Genomic DNA, 21,256 nt, shown 5'->3' on the forward strand with positions numbered 1-21,256 from the left:
TCCCCGGGCGGCCGCGTCAGGCGTTCGGTCCTTCTCCGACGTAGACGCGCGGGACGCGGGTTCCGATGCGGGTGACGATCTCGTACGCGATCGTGCCGGCCGCCTGCGCCCAGTCCTCGGCGGTCGGTTCACCGCGGTCGCCCGGGCCGAACAGCACCGCCTCGGCACCGGCCGGCGGCTCGTCCCCGCCGAGGTCGACGGCGAACTGGTCCATCGCGACCCGGCCGGCGACCGTCCGCCACTTCCCGCCGACCAGCACGGGACCGGTGCCCGAGGCGTGGCGCGGGATGCCGTCCGCGTAGCCGACGGGCACGAGACCGAGGGTCGTCTCGCCCGGGGTGACGTAGTGGTGCCCGTAGCTGACGCCGTGACCGCCCGGTACGTGCTTCACCAGCGCGAGCGACGCGCTGAGCGTCATCACCGGACGCAGTCCGAAGTCGGCGGGCGTACCGATCTCGGGGCTGGGCGAGATCCCGTACACCGCGATCCCGGTGCGGACGAGGTCGAAGTGGCTCTCGGGCAGCGTCAGCGTCGCCGGCGAGTTGGCGATGTGCCGCACCTCGGGGTCGGCGCCGCGCTCCTCCGCGTACGCCACCATCTCGCGGAAAAGGGTGAGCTGGGCCTCGATCGAGGGGTGGCCCGGTTCGTCGGCGCGGGCGAAGTGGGACCAGAGCCCGGTGATCCGGACGAGGCCCGCCCGCTCGGCCCGCAGCGCCTCGGCGACCAGTTCGGGCCAGTCGGCGGGCTGGCAGCCGTTGCGGCCGAGGCCCGTGTCGGCCTTCAGCTGCACGCGTGCGGCGGCACCCGCGTCCCGGGCGGCCTCGACGACCTCCCGCAACGCCCACATCGCGCTCACCGACACGTCGATCCCGGCCTCCACCGCCTGCCGCCAGGGCCCGCCGGGAGTCCACAGCCAGCACATGATGCGCCCGTCCAGCCCGGCCGCGCGCAGCGCCAGCGCCTCCTCCGGCGTGGCGGTGCCGAGCCAGTCGGCCCCCGCCTCGGACGCGGCCCGGGCACAGCGCACCGCCCCGTGGCCGTACGCGTCCGACTTGACGACGGCCATGAGGGCCGCGCCGGGCGCGTGGGCGCGCAGGGTCCGCACGTTGGCCCGCAGTGCGGCCAGGTCGATCTCGGCGCGGGCGCGCAGATGTGCTGTCTCAGTCATGGCGCCCCCAGTGTCTCAGAGCCGACCCCCACCGCTGCCGCAGCCCCGACGAGCGTGGTTCAGCCGGTCCGGTTCGAGGACGAGCGCATGCCAAGAGCCCGCGGGGGCGGCTGTCAGCCCATCCGGCGTTTGAGGACGAGCGCGCAGCGCGACAGGGGGGTCCGGGGGCGCAGCCCGCGGGGACGGGAAGGGAAGGGGCGGAGGGGGCGAGACACCCTGTCCCGGCCCCGTTCACCGGGGGAAACTCGCCCGACGCTCGGGCACCTTCGCCCACCCCGGGGGACCTTCACCCACCTCGGGCGAAGGGACCCCCGGCAAGGCGGGCGGCTAGCCCCGTACGTCCCGCCACGCGTCCGGAATCGCGTCGGCGACATCGTGCGCCCCCGCGGGAGCCCCGCCGGAGGCGAACCTCCCCGCCAGCCCGTGCAGATACGCGGCGACACTCCCCGCGTCCACCGCGGAGAGCCCCGACGCGAGCAACGACCCGGCCAGCCCCGACAGCACGTCCCCGCTCCCGGCGGTGGCCAGCCACGACGTCCCCGTGGCGTTCACCCGCACCGCCCCGCCCGCCGCGTCGGCGACCAGCGTCGTCGACCCCTTGAGCAGCACCGTCGCCCCGTAGAGCCCGGCGAGTTCCCGCACCGAGGTCAGCCGGGACCGCTCGACCTCCTCGCGGGCGACCCCGAGCAGCGCGGCGGCCTCCCCGGCGTGCGGGGTCAGCAGGGTGGGCGCCGTACGCCCCCGTACGGCCTCGCGGTCGGCGAGCCGCAGCCCGTCCGCGTCGATCAGCACGGGCACGTCCGCCGCGAGCACCTCGGTCACCGCGGACGCGTCGTCCCCGGCGCCGGGGCCCACCACCCAGGCCTGGACCCGGCCGGCCTGCCGGGGCCCCCGGTCGGACACCAGCGTCTCGGGGAACCGGGCGATCACGGCGTCCCCGGCCGCCCCGACGTACCGAACGGCCCCCGCGCCGCCCCGCAGCGCGCCGGCCACGGCCAGCACGGCGGCGCCCGGATAGCGCGCGGAGCCGGCGGCGATGCCCACGACACCGCGCCGGTACTTGTCGCTCTCCGCGGAGGGCGCGGGCAGCAGGGCCGCCACGTCCGCGTGCTGCAACGCCTCCAGTTCGGGCGTGACGGGCAGGTCGAGCCCGATGTCGACGAGCCGTACGGAACCGGCGTACTCGCGCGCCGGATCGACCAGCAGGGCGGCCTTGTGGGTCCCGAAGGTCACCGTCAGGTCGGCGCGCACGGCCGCCCCGGACAGCTCGCCGGTGTCGGCCTCGACCCCGCTCGGCAGGTCCACGGCGACGACGGCCGCCCGGGACCTCGCGGCGTGTTCGGCCAGCACGGCGGCCTCGTCCCGGAGACCGCCCCTGCCGCCGATGCCGACGATGCCGTCGACCACCAGGTCGGCCCGCCGGATCAGCGGTTCGGCGGCACCGGGGGCGACCGTGCCGCCGCCCGCGCGCCGCAACGCCGTCAGGCCGTCCGCGTGGGTGCGTCCGGGTGCCGTCAGCACGGCGGTGACACCGGCGCCGCGGCGGGCGAGCCGGGCCCCCGCGTACAGGGCGTCCCCGCCGTTGTCCCCGCTCCCGACCAGCAGCACGATCCGGCTGCCGTACACCCGCCCCAGCAACTGAGCGCAGGCGGCGGCGAGTCCGGCCGCCGCGCGCTGCATCAACGCTCCTTCCGGGAGCCGCGCCATCAGCTCCCGCTCAGCAGTCCGCACGGTCTCCACGCTGTACGCAGTACGCATACGTCGAGTGTCCCGTACCGCCGTCGCCCCCGCGCCCTGCCCCGCCCGGCCGGCGTACGCAGACCAGGCCACCGGCCACAACCCACCGCCGTACAGGGCCCACACCACTACCGGACCCATCGCCGTGCGCGACCCGGCACCCCCACGTCGCACCGCGGTGCGCGCCCCTGCCCCGCCCGGCCGACGTACGCGACCCGGCCGACCACGACAACTCACCGCCGTACGCAGCCCGGCATCCCCACGCCCCACCGCCGCACGCAGCCCGGCACCACCACGCCCCACCGCCGCACGCGACCCGCCCCATCAGCAGGCACCGCTGGAGTCCGGACCCCCGGACGGGGAACCGGCACGATGACGCCCCGCCGGAGCGGTGCCGCCCTGCCGGCTATCCCTCCGCCACCACCACCGCCGACGCCACGCCCGCGTCGTGACTCAGCGACACATGCCAGGACCGGACGCCCAGTTCGGCCGCCCATGCCGCCACCGTCCCCGTCACCCGCAGTCGCGGCCGGCCGCTGTCCTCGACGTAGACCTCGGCGTCCGTCCAGTGCAGGCCCGCCGGGGCGCCCAGCGCCTTGGCGAGCGCCTCCTTCGCCGCGAAGCGCGCCGCCAGGGACGCGATGCCCCGGCGCTCACCGCTCGGCAGGAGCAGCTCCCGTTCCAGGAACAGCCGTTCGGCCAGTCCGGGCGTCCGCTCAAGCGACACCCGGAACCGGTCGATCTCGGCCACGTCGATGCCGACCCCGATGATGCTCATGCCCCGCACCCTAAGGCGCGGGGCACCGGCGCCGCCCGCGGGCCCCGCGTCACTCCACCGTCACGGACTTGGCGAGGTTGCGGGGCTGGTCGACCTCGTTGCCGCGGGCCGTGGCCAGCTCGCAGGCGAACACCTGGAGCGGGACCGTCGTCACCAGCGGCTGGAGCAGGGTCGGGGTGACCGGGACCCGGATCAGATGGTCCGCGTACGGCACCACCGCCTCGTCCCCCTCCTCCGCGATCACGATCGTGCGCGCCCCCCGCGCCCGGATCTCCTGGATGTTGGAGACGATCTTGTCGTGCAGGACCGAGCGGCCGCGCGGCGAGGGGACGACCACGACGACCGGCAGGTCCTCCTCGATCAGCGCGATCGGCCCGTGCTTCAGCTCGCCCGCCGCGAAGCCCTCGGCGTGCATGTACGCCAGCTCCTTCAGCTTCAGGGCGCCTTCGAGTGCCACCGGGTATCCGACGTGCCGGCCCAGGAACAGCACCGTGTTCTTGTCGGCGAGCGAACGGGCGAGCTCCCGCACCGGCTCCATGGTCTCCAGCACCCGTTCCACCGAACGGGCGATCTCCGCCAGGTCCCGGACCACCGCGCGGATCTCGTCGCCCCACTTGGTGCCGCGCACCTGGCCGAGGTACAGCGCCACCAGGTAGCAGGCCACGAGCTGGGTGAGGAACGCCTTCGTGGAGGCGACGGCGACCTCGGGGCCCGCGTGCGTGTAGAGCACCGCGTCCGACTCCCGCGGGATCGTCGACCCGTTGGTGTTGCAGATCGCCAGCACCCGCGACCCCTGCTCACGGGCGTGCCGCAGCGCCATCAGGGTGTCCATGGTCTCGCCGGACTGCGAGATGGCGATCACGAGGGACCGCGGGTCGAGGATCGGGTCGCGGTAGCGGAACTCGCTGGCCAGCTCCACCTCGCAGGGCACCCGGGTCCAGTGCTCGATGGCGTACTTGGCGATCAGCCCCGCGTGGAAGGCGGTACCGCAGGCCACGATGACGACCTTGTCGATCTCGCGCAGCACCGAGGCGGGGATCCGCACCTCGTCCAGCGACAGCGAACCGGACCCGTCGATGCGCCCCAGCAGGGTGTCGGCGACCGCCTTGGGCTGCTCGGCGATCTCCTTGAGCATGAAGTAGTCGTAGCCGCCCTTCTCGGCCGCCGAGGCGTCCCAGTCGACGTGGTACGACCGCACGTCGGCGGTACTGCCGTCGAAGCCGGTGACCGTCACCCCGTCCCGGCGCAGCTCCACCACCTGGTCCTGGCCCAGCTCGATCGCCGACCGGGTGTGGGCGATGAACGCGGCGACGTCCGAGGCGAGGAACGCCTCGCCCTCCCCCACGCCCACCACGAGGGGCGAGTTCCGCCGCGCCCCGACGACCACGTCCGGCTCGTCCGCGTGCACCGCGACCAGCGTGAACGCGCCCTCCAGCCGGCGGCACACCAGCCGCATCGCCTCCGCGAGGTCGGCGCACGAGGAGAACTCCTCGGCGAGCAGGTGCGCCACCACCTCGGTGTCCGTCTCCGAGGTCAGGTCGTGCCCGCGCTCGGCCAGCTCGGCGCGCAGCGCGGCGAAGTTCTCGATGATGCCGTTGTGCACGACCGCGACGCGGCCGGCGTTGTCCAGGTGAGGGTGGGCGTTCGCGTCCGTGGGGCCGCCGTGCGTGGCCCAGCGGGTGTGCCCGATGCCGGTCGAACCGCTCGGCAGCGGCCGGTCGACCAGCTCCTTCTCCAGGTTGACCAGCTTCCCGGCCCGCTTCGCGGCGGCGAGCCCGCCGTCCGCGAGCACGGCGACGCCCGCCGAGTCGTATCCCCGGTACTCCAGCCGCTTCAGGCCGGCCACCACCACATCGAGTGCCGACTGCGACCCCACGTATCCCACGATTCCGCACATGGCTGGCAGCCTAAGGGCCCGCCCCGGTCCCGGCCCGGCAGCGCGTGCCCGATATCGGAGATTGCGGCCCCGGCCGGGTCAGTCCCCGCGCTCGATCCGTTCGATCGCGTCCTGGACCATCCCCAGGTACTCGACCTCCTCGCAGCGCGGTTTGCTGCCCAGCTCGTACAGGGCGAGACAGTCGCCGAGGTCCTCGCCCAGGTCCTCGTCGGGCAGGTCGACGGCCAGTTCGCTCCACACGCGCCCGGCGAGATCGGCGGACGCCGCCGTAGTGGCGGGCGGCGCGGTCCTGCGGCGTGCGAAATCACGGATGTGCATGGCGTTCGCCACTCCCAACCCCCGCGCTTCCGGAGGGCGGCTCTGCCTCCCGGATGGCGGGAACCTATCCCCGCGGACGGCTCCGGTCCAGACCTGGGACAGGGCAGTCACCCGGGAGTGCGTGACGGATCCCACCTCACGCCCCGTTCAAATGCCCGTAACAATGGACTGTGATCTCTCCGGTCCCCGCGTCGCCGCGGAGCGCCCACCGGCCCAGGCCGGAGGCGACTCCCTACGTCGACCTCACCCGTGCCGAGTGGAGTGTGCTGCGTGAGAAGACGCCGCTCCCGCTGAACGCCGAGGAGGTCGAGAAGCTGCGCGGTCTGGGCGACGTCATCGACCTGGACGAGGTCCGGGACATCTACCTCCCGCTGTCCCGACTCCTCAACCTGTACGTCGGGGCCACCGACGGGCTGCGCGGCGCCCTCAACACGTTCCTCGGCGAGCAGGGCTCCCAGTCCGGCACGCCCTTCGTCATAGGCGTCGCGGGGTCCGTCGCGGTCGGCAAGTCCACGGTGGCGCGTCTCCTCCAGGCGCTGCTGTCCCGCTGGCCCGAGCACCCGCGGGTCGAGCTGGTGACCACGGACGGGTTCCTGCTCCCCACGAAGGAGCTCCAGGCGCGCGGCCTGATGTCCCGCAAGGGCTTCCCGGAGTCCTACGACCGGCGCGCCCTGACCCGCTTCGTCGCCGACATCAAGGCCGGCAAGGCCGAGGTCACCGCGCCCGTCTACTCGCACCTCATCTACGACATCGTGCCGGACCAGAAGCTGACGGTCCGACGCCCCGACATCCTCATCGTCGAGGGCCTGAACGTGCTGCAGCCCGCCCTCCCCGGCAAGGACGGCCGCACCCGCGTCGGACTCGCCGACTACTTCGACTTCAGCGTGTACGTGGACGCGCGTGCCGAGGACATCGAGCGCTGGTACCTCAACCGCTTCCGCAAGCTGCGCGCGACCGCCTTCCAGAACCCCTCCTCGTACTTCCGCAAGTACACCCAGGTCTCGGAGGAGGAGGCCCTCGACTACGCGCGCACGACCTGGCGGACCATCAACAAGCCCAACCTGCTGGAGAACGTGGCGCCCACGCGGGGCCGCGCCACCCTCGTCGTCCGCAAGGGCCCGGACCACAAGGTGCAGCGCCTGAGTCTGCGCAAACTCTGACCGTTACGCTGCCGCCATGCTGCATCTGCGCCTGATCACGCCCTCCGACGCGACCGACGACGTGGTCCGGCTCATCGAGCGGACGGTCGGCACCACGCATCTCGTCGTGGTGCCCGGCGCCGCGCGCAACCCCGCCGGGGACGTGGTGCTGTGCGACGTGGCGCGCGAGGCCGGTGACGGACTGCTCAGCGCGCTCCAGGGGCTGGGCCTCGACCGGAGCGGTTCCATCGCGGTGGAGAACATCGACCTGTCGCTGTCCAAGCGCGCCGACAAGGCGGAGGACGAGGCTCCGGGCGAGGGCGCCGACGCGGTGCTGTGGGAGCACCTGACCGACGCGACGCACGAGGAGTCGACGCTGTCGGTCACCTACGTCGCGTTCATCACGCTGGCGACGATGATCGCGTCCTGCGGTGTCGTGCTGGACAACGCGATCCTCATCGTGGGCGCCATGGCGGTGGGCCCGGAGTTCGGGCCGCTGGCCGGCATCTGCACCGCGATCGTGCAGCGCACCCCGCGTCTGGCGCTGCGTTCGCTGGTCGCGCTGCTGGTCGGGTTCGCGGTGGCGATGGCGGTGACGGTGGGCTTCAGCCACTTCATGGACGCCGTCGGCCTGTTCACCGAGGCGCAGTTGGAGGGCAAGCGGCCCAACACCGGCTTCGTGTACGCCCCCGACTGGTTCTCGTTCGTCGTGGCGGTCCTCGCCGGGGCGGCCGGCACGCTCTCGCTGACGTCCGCGAAGTCCGGCGCCCTGGTCGGCGTCGCCATCTCCGTGACGACCGTCCCGGCAGCGGCGAACGCGGCCGTGGCGCTGAGCTACGGGGACACCGGCCAGACCTGGGGATCGACGGAGCAGCTGCTGCTGAACCTGTTCGGCATCGTGGTGGCCGGCACGCTCACGCTGCTGGCCCAGAAGTGGTTCTGGGCCAGGCAGCGTGAGCGGGAGCCGGCGTCGATCGGCTGAGAGGTCGTGTCCTAGCCGAGCGCGGACTTCACCGCGTCGGCGAGGCGTCCGGCGACGGACCGGGCGTGGTCGATGTCGGCGGCCTCGACCATCACGCGCACCAGCGGCTCGGTGCCGGACGAGCGGAGCAGCACCCGCCCGGTGGAGCCGAGTTCGCGCTCGGCCTCGGTGACGGCGGCGGCCAGCTCGGCGGAGGTGTTCACGCGTGACTTGTCGACGTCCGGCACGTTGACGAGCACCTGCGGCAGCCGCTCCATGACGGACGCGAGGTCCCGGAGCGTACGGCCGGTCTCGGCGACCCGCGCGGCCAGCAGCAGCCCGGTCAGCGTGCCGTCGCCGGTGGTCGCGTGGTCGAGGATGATGACGTGGCCCGACTGCTCGCCGCCCAGGGCGTAGTCGTGCCGCTTCATCTCCTCCAGGACGTAGCGGTCGCCGACCGCCGTCTGCACCAGGGAGACCCCCTCGCGTTCCATGGCGAGCGTGAAGCCCAGGTTCGACATGACCGTCGCGACCACGGTGTCGGACCGCAGGGCCGAGCGCTCCCGCATCGCGAGCGCGAGCACGGCGAGGATCTGGTCGCCGTCGACCTCCGCGCCGGTGTGGTCCACGGCGAGGCAGCGGTCGGCGTCACCGTCGTGCGCGATGCCCAGGTGGGCGCCGTGCTCCAGGACGGCGGCCTTCAGCAGGTCCAGGTGGGTGGAGCCGCAGCCGTCGTTGATGTTGAGGCCGTCCGGCTCCGCGCCGATCGTCACGATCTCCGCACCGGCGCGCGTGAAGGCCTCCGGCGACACCCGGGCCGCGGCGCCGTGCGCCTCGTCCAGGACGACCTTCAGCCCGTCGAGCCGGTTCGGGAGCACGCTGATCAGGTGGGCGACGTACTTGTCGAAGCCCTCCTCGTACGACGACACCCGGCCGACGCCGGCGCCGGTCGGGCGGTCCCAGGGAGCGCCGGTGCGGTGCTCCTCGTAGACGGCCTCGATCCGGTCCTCCAGCTCGTCGGCGAGTTTGTGCCCGCCGCGGGCGAAGAACTTGACGCCGTTGTCGGGCATCGCGTTGTGGCTCGCCGAGAGCATCACGCCGAGGTCGGCGCCGAGCGCGCCGGTGAGATACGCCACCGCGGGGGTGGGCAGCACACCGACCCGCAGGACGTCCACGCCCGCGCTGGCCAGGCCCGCGACCACGGCGGCCTCCAGGAACTCCCCGGACGCGCGCGGGTCCCGCCCGACGATCGCCACCGGCCGGTGGCCCTCGAACGTACCCGCCTCGGCCAGTACGTGAGCCGCCGCGACGGAGAGACCGAGTGCCAACTCGGCCGTCAGATCCGCATTGGCGACACCGCGCACGCCGTCCGTGCCGAAGAGTCGTCCCACTTGCTGTCCTCCGAACTATCGGAAATCCCGAAGAAACCGTCCGAGACCCTCGACCCTGACGAGGACTCAGAAAGTAAGGGAAGCCGTTATGAGGCTTCTATAAGCATCCGAGCAGCCAAAGCTTTGAACGCCTTATGCCGTTATACGCCCACGGCTGTGATAAACGAACGCCCCGGCGGCACACAGCGTGCCGCCGGGGCGAACGAACGTACGAAGCAGGCAGCGATTAACGCTTGCTGTACTGCGGGGCCTTGCGGGCCTTCTTGAGACCGGCCTTCTTGCGCTCGACCGCACGGTCGTCACGCTTGAGGTAACCGGCCTTCTTCAGCGCCGGGCGGTTGTTGTCCACGTCCGCCTCGTTCAGCGCGCGGGCCACGCCGAGGCGCAGGGCACCGGCCTGACCGGAGACGCCGCCACCCGAGATGCGGGCGATGACGTCGTAGCGGCCGTCGAGCTCGAGCACCTTGAAGGGCTCGTTGACTTCCTGCTGGTGGACCTTGTTCGGGAAGTAGTCCTCGAGCGTGCGCCCGTTGACCTTCCACTTGCCGCTGCCCGGCACGATGCGCACACGCGCGATGGCGTTCTTGCGGCGGCCCAGGCCGGCGGCCGGCTGCGGGTCACCGAAGCGGGACGCCATCGACTCGGAGGTGTACTCGCCCTCGACGGGGACCTCGGACTCGGTGGTGTAGTTCTCGACGTCGACGAGCTCAGTCTCTTCGACCGGCTGCTCAACAGTGGTCTCGGCCACGATTCTCCTCAGATTCTCTTCAGTCTTAGGGGGTGGCCGGAACTACTGCGCGACCTGGGTGATCTCGAACGGCACCGGCTGCTGGGCAGCGTGGGGGTGCTGGTCGCCCGAGTAGACCTTCAGCTTCGAGAGCACCTGACGGCCCAGGGTGTTCTTGGGGATCATGCCCTTGATGGCCTTCTCGACGGCCTTCTCGGGGTTCTTCGCCAGCAGCTCGTCGTAACGGACGGAGCGCAGACCACCCGGGTAACCGGAGTGGCGGTACGCCAGCTTCTGGGTCTTCTTGTTGCCGGAGAGGTGCACCTTGTCGGCGTTGATGATGATGACGAAGTCACCAGCGTCGACGTGGGGCGCGTAGATCGGCTTGTGCTTGCCCCGCAGGATGTTCGCGGCGGTGGTCGCCAGACGGCCCAGGACGACATCCTGGGCGTCGATGACGTACCACTGGCGAGTGATGTCGCCGGGCTTGGGGCTGTACGTACGCACGGTCGTAGCCTTCGCTTCTTCAGTGAGTGGGTCCTGACATGGCCACCACGGACGATCACGACAGCCCTGACCGCACTGCGGTGACGCAAACCGCGTGCTGGTCGCTGGTCATCGGCCCGGTGGACCGGTGTAAGGGCCCCTCACGTGAGAATGAGCAAGCCAATACACATAACGAACTGCAAGAGTACCGTCCTGCCCCGGACGGGTCAAAACGCGCGTGCACCACCCGTCCGGCGGCTGTCGCCGCGACCGTGCCGGCCACTATGACGCTACCGCTGCGGACAGTCCTCCCGCCGCGCGGGGCGGACCGCGCCGACCCGCGTCGCCGGGCGCCCGGCCGGGGTCCGTGGGAGGAGCTCCGGCCGCACGGCCACCGAGGCGGCCAGCACGCACAGCGTGAGGCAGTCCTTGAAGGCCCGCCTGGTCTCCGGCTCCAGGTGGGGCCAGACGACGCCGGGGAGCTGCGGCACCAGCGCCAGCCAGAACCAGGGCCCGCGCGCCACCGACCCGGCCGACAGCGCCCCCGCCAGCAGCAGCGGCACCACGACCAGCAGATAGTGGTCGTAGGACGGCCGCGAGACCAGGAACGCCGACAGCATCAGCAGCACCGCCGTCTCCACCATCCGCAGCGGCCCCGCGTCACCGAGCCGCCACCGCCGGTACGCGCACCAGGTGCCGCAGGCCGCCGCCGCCGGCCCCAGCAGCGCCGCGACCCCGGCCGGCACCCCGAGCCGCGGCAGCACCGCCCCGGGCGACGCCTCGTAGAGCCGTACGAAGTCGTCGCCCCCGCCCAGCAGGAACGGCAGCGTCCGGGTGAAGAAGCCCGCCGGGTCCGGCATCAGCAGCGCCGCTCCGCCGGAGAGCACCGCAGGCACCAGCACCGCCGCGGCCAGCGCCCGCCATCGCCCGGCGAAGACGAACAGCAGGGCCACCGGCGCGAGCAGCGGCTTCAGCGCCACCGCCGCCCCGATCACCGCACCCGCCGCCACCCACCGCCCGCGCACCGCGCACAGCAGCGCCAGCGGCAGCGCCGCGGCCGCCGTCACCGTCCAGTTCCCGAGCCGCACCAGGTGCCCGAACGGCGCGAAGCCCACCGCGAGGGCCGTCAGGCCGAGCACGGCGAAACGGCTGCGCAACGGCACCCCGTGGATCCGCAGGGCGCACGCCCACCCCGCCGCCAGCAGCGCGGTGACCACCAGCGGGACCAGCACCGCCAGCACCCGCGCCGGGAGCAGCGCCTGCGGCACCGCGGCGAGGACCGCGCTCGGGAGATAGAGGAAGTGCGGGTCGGCGTACGGCGAACCGCCGTCCAGCCAGGTGCGCGCGGCCCGTACGACGATGGCGTTGTCCATCCCGCCGTCCGGCCGCCGCCGCACGACCCCCAGCACGCCCGCGCCGAGCACCGCCGCGAGCACCGCCCACGCGTGCCAGGACGCCCTGTGCACCAACCACCCGGAGATGTCACTTTTGCCCGTGTGCATTCAGGTCACGCTAGGGGCTCGGGTGCCCTCCGGGGCGGAACGGCACCCCCCGCGGCACGTCTAAGATGCGGCCCATGAGTTATGGGCAGGGGGAGCCCCCGTGGGATCCCTGGAAACCGGGTTCTCAGCAGCCGCAGTGGGACAACTCGACGCCCGACTGGGCCGCACTCGCCGAGGCGTCCGAGTCGCGCAACCGACGCCGCAGGCTGCTGCTCGTCGGCGGCGCGGCCCTGGCCACCGTCGCGGTGGGCGCCGCGGTCGCGGTGGCCATCGTCTCCTCGGACGGCGACAGCAGTGCCTCGCAGTCGCCCAGCGGGCTGCCCGCCACCGCGGACATCCCGAGCGGCACCGCCGAGCCGACGCCCTCGTTCGAGCCGACCTCGGCCCCTCCCCCGCTGGATCCGAAGGACTTCATATCCAGCGCGAAGAAGGACACCGCGCCACTCAGCCCGGACATCCTCTTCCCCGGCTCGCAGCTGACGATGGGCGAGCGCGTCTACCGCAAGGGCCCGACCGCCTCCACGACGAACTGCGCGTCCGCCGCCCAGAACACCCTCCCCGCGGTGCTCACGAAGAACGGCTGCACGCGCGTCCTGCGGGTCACCTACGCCAAGGACGGCGTCGCGGTGACCGTCGGGGTCGCCGTCTTCGACACCGAGGCGCAGGCGGCCAAGGCCAAGACCGACGCGGACAAGAAGAGCATCGTCGCCTCCCTGTCCGGCCAGGGCGTCCCCACGTTCTGCCGCACGGCGATCTGCCGCTCGACCACCAACTCCTTCGGGCGCTATGCCTACTTCACCCTCGCCGGGTTCACCGACGGCAAGGACGTGACCACGAAGGACGCCAAGGTCTTCACGACCGGCGACGACCTCGCGGAGTTCACGTTCCGTCAGATCCGGCGCCGCGGTGAGGCCCAGGCGTCCGCGGCGGCCAACCGGTAGCGGGGCGGCGGGAGTTCAGCAGCAGCCCGGCCCGCCGCCCGGCAGCGTACGGCGGTTGCGGGCCTCCTTGCTGCGCGCGGCGAGCAGCTCGTCGGCCGGGTAGCCGACCTCCTCCAGCGTCAGCCCGTGCGGCCGTACGACGTGCACGGCGGAGTCCCGCACACCGGCGGCCAGCACCTTCCCCGGCCACTCGGGCCCGCGGTGCCCGTCCCCCACGAACAGCAGCGCCCCGATCAGCGAGCGCACCATGTTGTGGCAGAACGCGTCGGCCCGGACGGTCGCCGTGATGACCCCGTCCTCGTCGCGCACCAGGCTCAGCTCCTGCAGCGTACGGATGGTGGTCGCGCCCTCCCGCTTCTTGCAGTAGGCGGCGAAGTCGTGCTCACCGACGAGCCGGGCGGCGGCCTCGTTCATGGCGTCGACGTCCAGCGGCCAGTCGTGCCACAGCACGTGTCCCCGCAGCAGCGGGTCGACGCCCCCGGGGTTGTCGGTGACCCGGTACGCGTAGCGCCGCCAGACCGCCGAGAAACGGGCGTTGAAGCCGCTCGGCGCCTCGGTCAGGGACCACACCCGGACGTCCTTGGAGAGCCGCCCCGCGAGCCGCTTGAGGAGCTTCTCGCGGTGCTCCTCCCACAGCTCCCCGGGCAGGTCGACGTGCGCCACCTGTCCGCGGGCGTGCACCCCGGCGTCCGTCCGCCCGGCCACGGTCAGCTCGTACGTGGTCTCCCCCGACCGCGTGACCGTGCGCAGGGCGTCCTCGATCTCGCCCTGCACGGTCCGCCGGCCGCTGGCCTGCTTGGCCCAGCCGGAGAAGGCGCTGCCGTCGTACGACAGATCCAGCCGCACCCGTACGAACCCGGGCTGTACTTCGTCACTCACTCGCTGATCCTCTCAGGGCCGGATCCTGTCCGGACACAGGGAAGCGGGCCCGCCCCCGAAGGGACGGACCCGCTCACAGCCAGGCTGAGCCTCAGGCGTCCTTGGACTCCTCGGCGGCGGCCTCGTCGGCCGGCTTGGCGTCCTCGACGGTCTCGTCGGACGTGGCCGGGGCCTCGTCCTTCTTGACCGCGTCCTCCTTGACGGCACGCTTGGTCGCCGCCTCGGCCTCACCGGTGGCCTCCTGGGCCACGGTCAGGGCCTCCACCAGCTCGATGACGGCCATGGGCGCGTTGTCGCCACGGCGGTTACCGATCTTGGTGATACGGGTGTAGCCACCCGGGCGGTTCTCGTAGCGCGGGCCGATCTCGGTGAAGAGCGTGTGCACGATGCTCTTGTCCGTGATCACCGAGAGCACCTGGCGGCGGTTGTGAAGGTCACCCTTCTTCGCCTTGGTGACCAGACGCTCCGCGTACGGGCGCAGGCGACGGGCCTTCGCCTCGGTGGTCGTGATGCGGCCGTGCTCGAAGAGCGACTTCGCGAGGTTCGCGAGGAGCAGCTTCTCGTGCGCGGCGCTGCCGCCCAGACGGGCACCCTTGGTGGGCTTCGGCATGGTGTTTCTCCTAGGTGTCTGCCCCGGCCGTATCAGGTACCGAGGTCAGTGTCCGAGCAGGCGATCGCCTGTCGAAGATCCGGGGCGGCCTCGGAGGAGGCGCCCCGGAGGAGGTGCGGGGAGCCGCGCGTACTGCCACAGCGCACCCGCACCGGGTACGGACCGTCGGGTCCGAGCCGTCAGTACTGCTCGGTCTCGACGAATCCGGCGTCCGCGTCGTCGTCGGCGCCGAAGGCGTCGGCGGCGGCGGTCGGGTCGAATCCGGGCGGGCTGTCCTTGAGGGCCAGGCCCATGCCGGCGAGCTTGGCCTTGACCTCGTCGATGGACTTCGCACCGAAGTTGCGGATGTCCAGGAGGTCGGCCTCGGAGCGGGCGACGAGCTCACCCACGGAGTGGATGCCCTCGCGCTTGAGGCAGTTGTACGACCGAACGGTGAGCTCCAGCTCCTCGATCGGCAGGGCGAGATCGGCGGCCAGGGCGGCGTCCGTGGGGGACGGGCCCATGTCGATGCCCTCGGCGTCGATGTTGAGCTCGCGGGCCAGACCGAACAGCTCGACCAGGGTCTTTCCGGCCGACGCCATGGCGTCACGGGGACGCATGGCCTGCTTGGTCTCGACGTCGACGATCAGCTTGTCGAAGTCGGTGCGCTGCTCGACACGGGTCGCCTCGACCTTGTACGTGACCTTGAGAACCGGCGAGTAGATCGAGTCGACCGGGATGCGCCCGATCTCCTGACCGACCTGCTTGTTCTGGACGGCGGAGACGTAGCCGCGACCGCGCTCGACGGTCAGCTCCATCTCCAGCTTGCCCTTGCCGTTGAGCGTGGCGAGGACGAGGTCGGGGTTGTGGACCTCGACACCGGCCGGGGGCGCGATGTCGGCGGCGGTGACCAGACCCGGGCCCTGCTTGCGCAGGTACATCACGACCGGCTCGTCGTGCTCCGAGGAGACGACCAGCTGCTTGATGTTGAGGATCAGGTCGGTGACGTCCTCCTTGACGCCCGGCACGGTGGTGAACTCGTGCAGGACACCGTCGATGCGGATGGACGTGACCGCCGCACCCGGGATCGAGGAGAGGAGCGTACGGCGCAGGGAGTTGCCGAGGGTGTAGCCGAAGCCCGGCTCCAGCGGCTCGATCACGAACCGGGAGCGGAATTCGTCGACGACCTCTTCGGTCAACGAGGGGCGCTGAGCGATCAGCATGTGTGAATCAGATCCTTCTTTCGTGGACGCCCGCTATTTGACGTCCGACGGTCCGCACGTTCGACGGTGCGGTTACTGCAAGGGTACGGGCGGCACGGCCGAAGAGCCGTACCGCCCGAATCCTCAAGACGACCGAGCCTCAGACGCGGCGGCGCTTGGGCGGACGGCAGCCGTTGTGCGGGGTGGGGGTGACGTCCTGGATCGAGCCGACCTCGAGGCCGGTGGCCTGGAGGGAGCGGATCGCGGTCTCACGGCCGGAGCCGGGACCCTTGACGAAGACGTCGACCTTGCGCATGCCGTGCTCCTGCGCGCGGCGGGCGGCCGACTCGGCGGCCATCTGCGCGGCGAAGGGGGTGGACTTGCGCGAGCCCTTGAAGCCGACGTGGCCGGCGGAGGCCCAGGAGATCACGTTGCCCGAGGGGTCCGTGATGGAGACGATCGTGTTGTTGAACGTGCTCTTGATGTGCGCGTGGCCGTGAGCGACGTTCTTCTTTTCCTTGCGGCGCACCTTCTTGGCGGCGCCCTGACGTCCCTTGGGGGGCATGTCTTGTTCTCCTACGGGAGGTGGTCGGTCCTACAGCGAAGACCGCTGGAATGCGGGCGTCCGGGACGCACCCGGACGCTCCGCAGCGTCCGCTGAGGACTACTTCTTGCCCGGCTTCTTCTTGCCGGCGATGGCGCGACGCGGGCCCTTGCGGGTACGGGCGTTCGTGCTGGTGCGCTGACCGTGGACGGGCAGGCCACGACGGTGGCGCAGACCCTGGTAGCAGCCGATCTCGACCTTGCGGCGGATGTCGGCCTGAACCTCACGACGGAGGTCACCCTCGGTCTTGATGTTGTTGTCCACGAACTCGCGGATCTTGACCAGCTCCTCCTCGGAGAGGTCGCGAACGCGGGTGTTCGGGTTGACGCCGGTCTCGGCCAGCGTCTTCTGCGAGAGGGTCCGGCCGATGCCGAACACGTAGGTGAGGGCGACCTCCACGCGCTTGTCGCGCGGGATGTCAACACCGGAAACGCGTGCCATTCAATGGCTCCAGTTGTCGTTCGGAGGTCTTCCGCAGAACCGGATCCCGCCCGCCGTCGTCCTCCCTCGGGAAGAGTCGGTACGGCCCGGGTCCCCGGCCTCCGACCGGGGGTGTCAGGGTCCCGTTGAGACTCGGGCCCTGGGCTCTGCGTATGAACATGTACTGCTTGCGTCGCGCGAAGTATCTGCGGATGCAGAAGGTGCGGTCGTGCGTCAGCCCTGGCGCTGCTTGTGGCGCGGGTTTTCGCAGATGACCATGACCCGGCCGTGACGGCGGATCACCCTGCACTTGTCGCAGATCTTCTTGACGCTCGGCTTGACCTTCATTGGTGAGGTTCTCCGGGTCAGTGCCACCGCCCCGCGGACACGGGGCACAGGCAAGATCTACTTGTACCGGTAGACGATCCGGCCACGCGTCAGGTCGTACGGAGACAGCTCCACCACGACCCGGTCGTCAGGGAGGATGCGGATGTAGTGCATACGCATCTTGCCGCTGATGTGTGCCAGGACCTGGTGGCCGTTCTGGAGCTCGACCTTGAACATGGCGTTCGGAAGAGACTCGACGACAGTGCCCTCGATCTCGATGGCACCTTGCTTCTTGGCCACGCTTCGCCCTTCGAATCGACTACCTTGATCGGCTCGCGTGGTGAGCGCATGCAGGCATGCGGGTGCACGAGAGCCGACGAGTCAGTCTACGTCAGCGCACCCGGAAAGACGAATCGAGGAAGTTTGCCCCACAGGGGTGATCTTTAAGCAAGGGGATCGGGAGCAGCTGTCACGCCGAGCTCGGCGAGCTTCGCCCGGCCGCCGTCGGGAGCGGTGAGCACCAGCGGGCCCTCCTCGGTCAGCGCGACGGAGTGCTCCCAGTGCGAGGACCAGGTGCCGTCGGTCGTGATGACCGTCCAGTCGTCCTCAAGCACCTCGGTCCGCGGGGTGCCCAGCGACACCATCGGCTCGATCGCCAGGCAGAAACCGGGGACGAGCTTGGGACCCTTGCCGCGCCGGCGCTCGACGTAGTTCAGCAGGTGCGGGTCCATGTGCATCTCGGTGCCGATGCCGTGGCCGCCGTAGTCCTCGACGATCCCGTACTTGCCGCCGCCGGGCTTCGGCTGCCGGCGGATGTACGTCTCGATGGCGCGGGAGACGTCGACCAGGCGGTTGCCGAGCTTCATGGCCGCGATGCCCGCCCACATCGACTCCTCGGTCACCCGGGAGAGCTCCACCAGCTCCGGGGCGTGCCCGGAGCCCACGAACGCGGTGTACGCGGCGTCGCCGTGCCAGCCGTCGACGATGGCGCCGGCGTCGATAGAGATGATGTCGCCGTCCTTGAGGACGGTCTTCTCGTCCGGGATGCCGTGGACGACGACCTCGTTGACCGAGGTGCAGATCGTCGCGGGGAAGCCGCCGTACCCGAGGAAGTTCGACTTGGCGCCGTGCTCCTCCAGGACCTTGCGGGCGACCTCGTCCAGGTCCTTCGTGGTGGCGCCGGGCACCGCCGCCTCGCGGGTGGCCGCATGGATGGCGGCGACGACCAGGCCCGCCTCACGCATCTTGGCGATCTGCTCGGGGGTCTTGATCTGCACCATGGCGGCCTGCGCCCTCCGTCTTCTGCGACATCCGTTACGTACACAACACTACGGCCGCGACGCCCGTCGAGGGCACCGCGGCCGCAGCAGCGTTCACATCTACTTGCTCTTGAGCGCGTCCATCGCCCGTGCGGTGACGTCCTCGACCTTGCCGAGCGCCGAGATCGTGACGACCAGGTTCTGCGCCCGGTAGTAGTCGATGATCGGCTCGGTCTGCGTGTGGTAGACCTCGAGTCGCTTGCGGACGGTCTCCTCGGAGTCGTCGTCGCGCTGGTACAGCTCGCCGCCGCAGACGTCGCAGACGCCCTCGGCGGCCGGCTTCTTGTACTGCACGTGGAACACGTGGCTCGAGTCCTTGCGGCACACGCGGCGGCCGGCGATGCGCTTGACCACCTCGTCCTCGGGGACCTCCAGGTCCAGGACCGCGTCCAGCTTCATGCCCTCGGCCTTGAGCATGGCGTCCAGCGCCTCGGCCTGCAGCACGTTGCGCGGGAAGCCGTCCAGCAGGAAGCCGTTCTCGGCGTCCGGCTGCTCCATGCGGTCCTTCGCCATGGCGATCGTGACCTCGTCCGGCACCAGGTTGCCCGCGTCCATGTAGGACTTCGCGAGCTTGCCCAGTTCCGTCTGCCGACTGATGTTGGCGCGGAACAGGTCGCCCGTCGAGATGTGCGGGATCGACAGGTTCGTGGCGAGGAACGCAGCCTGCGTTCCCTTGCCGGCACCGGGCGGCCCGACGAGGACGATTCGCATCAGCGGAGGAACCCTTCGTAATTGCGCTGCTGAAGCTGGCTCTCGATCTGCTTCACCGTCTCGAGACCGACACCCACGATGATCAGGATGCTGGTGCCACCGAACGGGAAGTTCTGGCTTGCCCCGAAGCCAACCAACGCCATCGTCGGTACGAGAGCGATCAGGCCCAGATACAGCGAACCCGGCCAGGTGATCCGGTTGAGTACGTAGCTGAGGTACTCAGCGGTCGGCCGGCCAGCCCGGATGCCCGGGATGAAGCCACCATACTTCTTCATGTTGTCCGCGACTTCCTCGGGGTTGAACGAGATCGCCACGTAGAAGAACGCGAAGAAAACGATCAGAAGGAAGTACATAGTGATGTAAATCGGGTGGTCGCCCTTGGTCAGATTCTGCTCGATCCACGTCTTCCAGCCGGAGTTGCCGTTGGAGAACTGCGCGATCAGAGCGGGAATGTAGAGCAGCGACGACGCGAAGATGACAGGAATCACACCTGCCTGATTCACCTTCAACGGGATGTACGTGGACGTACCGCCGTAGGACCGGCGACCGATCATGCGCTTCGCGTACTGGACCGGGATGCGGCGCTGCGCCTGCTCGACGAAGACCACCAGGCCGACCATGACCAGTCCGACCAGGATCACGGTGCCGAACTCGATCCAGCCGTCGGCCAGCGAGCCCTGCTGCTTGATCGCCCAGAGGGCGGCCGGGAAGGTGGCGGCGATCGAGATGAACATCAGGATCGACATGCCGTTGCCGATGCCGCGGTCGGTGATGAGCTCACCGAGCCACATGACGACGGCGGTACCGGCGGTCATCGTGATGACCATGGTGATGGTCACGAAGATCGACTGGTCCGGCACGATCTCGTTGGCGACCGGGCACGTGCTGAACAGCGCGCCGCTGCGGGCGGTGGCCACCAGGCCGGTGCCCTGCAGGATGGCCAGCGCCACCGTCAGGTATCGGGTGTACTGCGTGATCTTCGCGGTGCCGGCCTGGCCCTCCTTCTTGAGGGCCTCCAGGCGCGGGATCACCACCGTCAGCAGCTGAAGGATGATGCTCGCGGTGATGTACGGCATGATGCCGAGCGCGAAGATCGTGATCTGCAGCAGCGCGCCACCGCTGAACATGTTGACCAGACCGAACAGACCCTGGCTGCCGCCTTGCGACGCCGCATCGATACAGGTCTGGACGTTCTTGTAGTCGACTCCCGGGATCGGAATGTGGGTACCGACCCGGTAGACCACGATGATGCCGAGCGTGAAGAGCAGCTTCTTGCGCAGGTCGGGCGTCCTGAACGCCCGGGCGAACGCGGTGAGCACGGTGCCTCCTGCGACCCCCGCGTATCGTCGCGTGAGGTGATGGTCAAAAGGGATGATGGCCTGTCAAACGAGATTACGGCACCCCGGCAACGCATTGGGCACCAGCGGCACAGCCTACCGATACCAGAGGCTTCTCGGAACGACGATCTCCGCCTAAACGCTCTGACTCGGAATTCGGCCGCCCCGGGACGACGCGGCACAGGGCCCGCCGCTCCCGGGTGAGCCGTGACGCGCGGTGGTCCCGGCGGACCGCAACCACCGCGCGCCTGACGGCTTTCTCACAACCACCCGGACGGGGAACTCGCCGCGGATGGCACATACGCCGACCGGGGATGCCTCCAAGAGGCATCCCCGGTCGGGTCGTTCAGGTCAGCGAGACGTCGGTCAGACGAGCTCGGTGACGGTCCCGCCGGCGGCGGTGATCTTCTCCTTGGCGGAGCCGGAGACGGCGTCGACCGTCACCTGCAGCGCCACGGAGATCTCGCCCTGGCCGAGGACCTTGACGAGGCTGTTCTTGCGAACGGCACCCTTGGCGACGAGACCCTCGACGGTGACCTCGCCACCCTCCGGGTACAGCGACGACAGCTTGTCGAGGTTCACGACCTGGAACTCGGTCTTGAACGGGTTACGGAAGCCCTTCAGCTTCGGGAGACGCATGTGGAGGGGCATCTGGCCACCCTCGAAGCGCTCCGGAACCTGGTAGCGGGCCTTCGTGCCCTTGGTACCACGACCGGCCGTCTTACCCTTCGACGCCTCACCACGGCCCACACGGGTCTTCGCGGTCTTGGCACCGGGGGCGGGACGGAGGTTGTGGATCTTGAGCGGGTTGTTCTCCGCCATG

23 protein-coding genes are annotated in these 21,256 nt (G+C 70.6%); 3 read left to right on the top strand and 20 right to left on the bottom strand.

Annotation, left to right across the window (positions count from 1 at the left end; genetic code table 11):
- Window positions 1-16: 16 nt before the first annotated feature.
- The 5 genes from alr to ACWGIS_RS03830 form a co-directional block, all read right to left on the bottom strand.
- Window positions 17-1,168 carry an alanine racemase gene (gene alr / locus ACWGIS_RS03810; RefSeq protein ID WP_453360807.1) on the bottom strand — a complete coding sequence of 384 codons (1,152 nt, stop codon included), beginning with the start codon at window positions 1,166-1,168 and terminating at the stop codon, window positions 17-19.
- A 327-nt stretch (window positions 1,169-1,495) separates the two neighbouring features.
- The gene (locus tag ACWGIS_RS03815) at window positions 1,496-2,926 is read right to left on the bottom strand and encodes an NAD(P)H-hydrate dehydratase (RefSeq protein ID WP_453360808.1); all 1,431 of its coding nucleotides are present in this window, start codon (window positions 2,924-2,926) and stop codon (window positions 1,496-1,498) included.
- Between the two features lie 385 nt (window positions 2,927-3,311).
- On the bottom strand, window positions 3,312-3,683 hold the full coding sequence (locus ACWGIS_RS03820) for a holo-ACP synthase (protein ID WP_453360809.1): 372 nt from the start codon (window positions 3,681-3,683) through the stop codon (window positions 3,312-3,314).
- Window positions 3,684-3,732: 49 nt separating this feature from the next.
- Window positions 3,733-5,580: a glutamine--fructose-6-phosphate transaminase (isomerizing) gene (gene glmS / locus ACWGIS_RS03825; RefSeq protein ID WP_453360810.1), complete on the bottom strand. Its 1,848-nt coding sequence runs from the start codon at window positions 5,578-5,580 to the stop codon at window positions 3,733-3,735.
- Between the two features lie 78 nt (window positions 5,581-5,658).
- Window positions 5,659-5,898, bottom strand: coding sequence for a hypothetical protein (locus tag ACWGIS_RS03830; RefSeq protein ID WP_453360811.1), 240 nt, complete (start codon window positions 5,896-5,898; stop codon window positions 5,659-5,661).
- Between the two features lie 170 nt (window positions 5,899-6,068).
- Between ACWGIS_RS03830 and coaA the strand changes: the two genes are divergently transcribed.
- Window positions 6,069-7,058 carry a type I pantothenate kinase gene (gene coaA, locus ACWGIS_RS03835; RefSeq protein ID WP_453360812.1) on the top strand — a complete coding sequence of 330 codons (990 nt, stop codon included), beginning with the start codon at window positions 6,069-6,071 and terminating at the stop codon, window positions 7,056-7,058.
- 16 nt (window positions 7,059-7,074) lie between these two features.
- Window positions 7,075-8,019, top strand: coding sequence for a DUF389 domain-containing protein (locus tag ACWGIS_RS03840; RefSeq protein WP_453360813.1), 945 nt, complete (start codon window positions 7,075-7,077; stop codon window positions 8,017-8,019).
- Window positions 8,020-8,030: 11 nt separating this feature from the next.
- Here the strand turns inward: ACWGIS_RS03840 and glmM are convergent, their stop codons facing one another.
- The 4 genes from glmM to ACWGIS_RS03860 form a co-directional block, all read right to left on the bottom strand.
- Window positions 8,031-9,389, bottom strand: a complete 1,359-nt coding sequence (glmM, locus tag ACWGIS_RS03845; protein ID WP_453360814.1) for a phosphoglucosamine mutase — start codon at window positions 9,387-9,389, stop codon at window positions 8,031-8,033.
- Window positions 9,390-9,615: 226 nt separating this feature from the next.
- Window positions 9,616-10,137 (bottom strand): 30S ribosomal protein S9, encoded by a 522-nt coding sequence (gene rpsI, locus ACWGIS_RS03850; RefSeq protein ID WP_355780867.1) that lies wholly within the window; start codon window positions 10,135-10,137, stop codon window positions 9,616-9,618.
- Window positions 10,138-10,179: 42 nt separating this feature from the next.
- The gene (gene rplM, locus ACWGIS_RS03855) at window positions 10,180-10,623 is read right to left on the bottom strand and encodes a 50S ribosomal protein L13 (protein ID WP_010986363.1); all 444 of its coding nucleotides are present in this window, start codon (window positions 10,621-10,623) and stop codon (window positions 10,180-10,182) included.
- A 269-nt stretch (window positions 10,624-10,892) separates the two neighbouring features.
- Window positions 10,893-12,104: a glycosyltransferase 87 family protein gene (locus tag ACWGIS_RS03860; protein ID WP_453360815.1), complete on the bottom strand. Its 1,212-nt coding sequence runs from the start codon at window positions 12,102-12,104 to the stop codon at window positions 10,893-10,895.
- A gap of 74 nt (window positions 12,105-12,178) precedes the next feature.
- Here ACWGIS_RS03860 and ACWGIS_RS03865 point away from each other — a divergent pair, with 74 nt between their 5' ends.
- Window positions 12,179-13,045, top strand: coding sequence for a hypothetical protein (locus ACWGIS_RS03865; protein ID WP_453360816.1), 867 nt, complete (start codon window positions 12,179-12,181; stop codon window positions 13,043-13,045).
- A 15-nt stretch (window positions 13,046-13,060) separates the two neighbouring features.
- On the opposite strand, the gene truA is transcribed toward ACWGIS_RS03865, so the two are convergent.
- The 11 genes from truA to rplO all read right to left on the bottom strand — a co-directional run bounded on the left by truA (window position 13,061) and on the right by rplO (window position 21,255).
- Entirely contained in the window at window positions 13,061-13,924 is an 864-nt protein-coding gene (truA, locus tag ACWGIS_RS03870) for a tRNA pseudouridine(38-40) synthase TruA (RefSeq protein ID WP_453360817.1), read from the bottom strand.
- Between the two features lie 91 nt (window positions 13,925-14,015).
- Window positions 14,016-14,534: a 50S ribosomal protein L17 gene (gene rplQ / locus ACWGIS_RS03875; RefSeq protein ID WP_453360818.1), complete on the bottom strand. Its 519-nt coding sequence runs from the start codon at window positions 14,532-14,534 to the stop codon at window positions 14,016-14,018.
- 179 nt (window positions 14,535-14,713) lie between these two features.
- Window positions 14,714-15,736: a DNA-directed RNA polymerase subunit alpha gene (locus tag ACWGIS_RS03880; protein ID WP_003966937.1), complete on the bottom strand. Its 1,023-nt coding sequence runs from the start codon at window positions 15,734-15,736 to the stop codon at window positions 14,714-14,716.
- A 139-nt stretch (window positions 15,737-15,875) separates the two neighbouring features.
- Window positions 15,876-16,280 (bottom strand): 30S ribosomal protein S11, encoded by a 405-nt coding sequence (rpsK, locus tag ACWGIS_RS03885; protein ID WP_003956432.1) that lies wholly within the window; start codon window positions 16,278-16,280, stop codon window positions 15,876-15,878.
- A gap of 99 nt (window positions 16,281-16,379) precedes the next feature.
- On the bottom strand, window positions 16,380-16,760 hold the full coding sequence (rpsM, locus tag ACWGIS_RS03890) for a 30S ribosomal protein S13 (protein WP_121405509.1): 381 nt from the start codon (window positions 16,758-16,760) through the stop codon (window positions 16,380-16,382).
- A 213-nt stretch (window positions 16,761-16,973) separates the two neighbouring features.
- Window positions 16,974-17,087, bottom strand: coding sequence for a 50S ribosomal protein L36 (gene rpmJ / locus ACWGIS_RS03895; protein ID WP_003998809.1), 114 nt, complete (start codon window positions 17,085-17,087; stop codon window positions 16,974-16,976).
- A gap of 57 nt (window positions 17,088-17,144) precedes the next feature.
- Window positions 17,145-17,366 (bottom strand): translation initiation factor IF-1, encoded by a 222-nt coding sequence (gene infA, locus ACWGIS_RS03900; protein ID WP_003948620.1) that lies wholly within the window; start codon window positions 17,364-17,366, stop codon window positions 17,145-17,147.
- A gap of 143 nt (window positions 17,367-17,509) precedes the next feature.
- Window positions 17,510-18,346, bottom strand: coding sequence for a type I methionyl aminopeptidase (map, locus tag ACWGIS_RS03905; RefSeq protein ID WP_453360819.1), 837 nt, complete (start codon window positions 18,344-18,346; stop codon window positions 17,510-17,512).
- A 99-nt stretch (window positions 18,347-18,445) separates the two neighbouring features.
- Window positions 18,446-19,096, bottom strand: a complete 651-nt coding sequence (locus ACWGIS_RS03910) for an adenylate kinase (protein ID WP_453360820.1) — start codon at window positions 19,094-19,096, stop codon at window positions 18,446-18,448.
- Entirely contained in the window at window positions 19,096-20,415 is a 1,320-nt protein-coding gene (gene secY / locus ACWGIS_RS03915) for a preprotein translocase subunit SecY (RefSeq protein ID WP_453360821.1), read from the bottom strand. Before secY ends, ACWGIS_RS03910 begins: the two co-directional genes overlap by 1 nt.
- A 384-nt stretch (window positions 20,416-20,799) precedes the next feature.
- Window positions 20,800-21,255 (bottom strand): 50S ribosomal protein L15, encoded by a 456-nt coding sequence (rplO, locus tag ACWGIS_RS03920; protein WP_453360822.1) that lies wholly within the window; start codon window positions 21,253-21,255, stop codon window positions 20,800-20,802.
- Between the last annotated feature and the right edge of the window lies 1 nt (window position 21,256).

It is taken from the genome of Streptomyces sp. NPDC054842 (genome assembly GCF_053611025.1).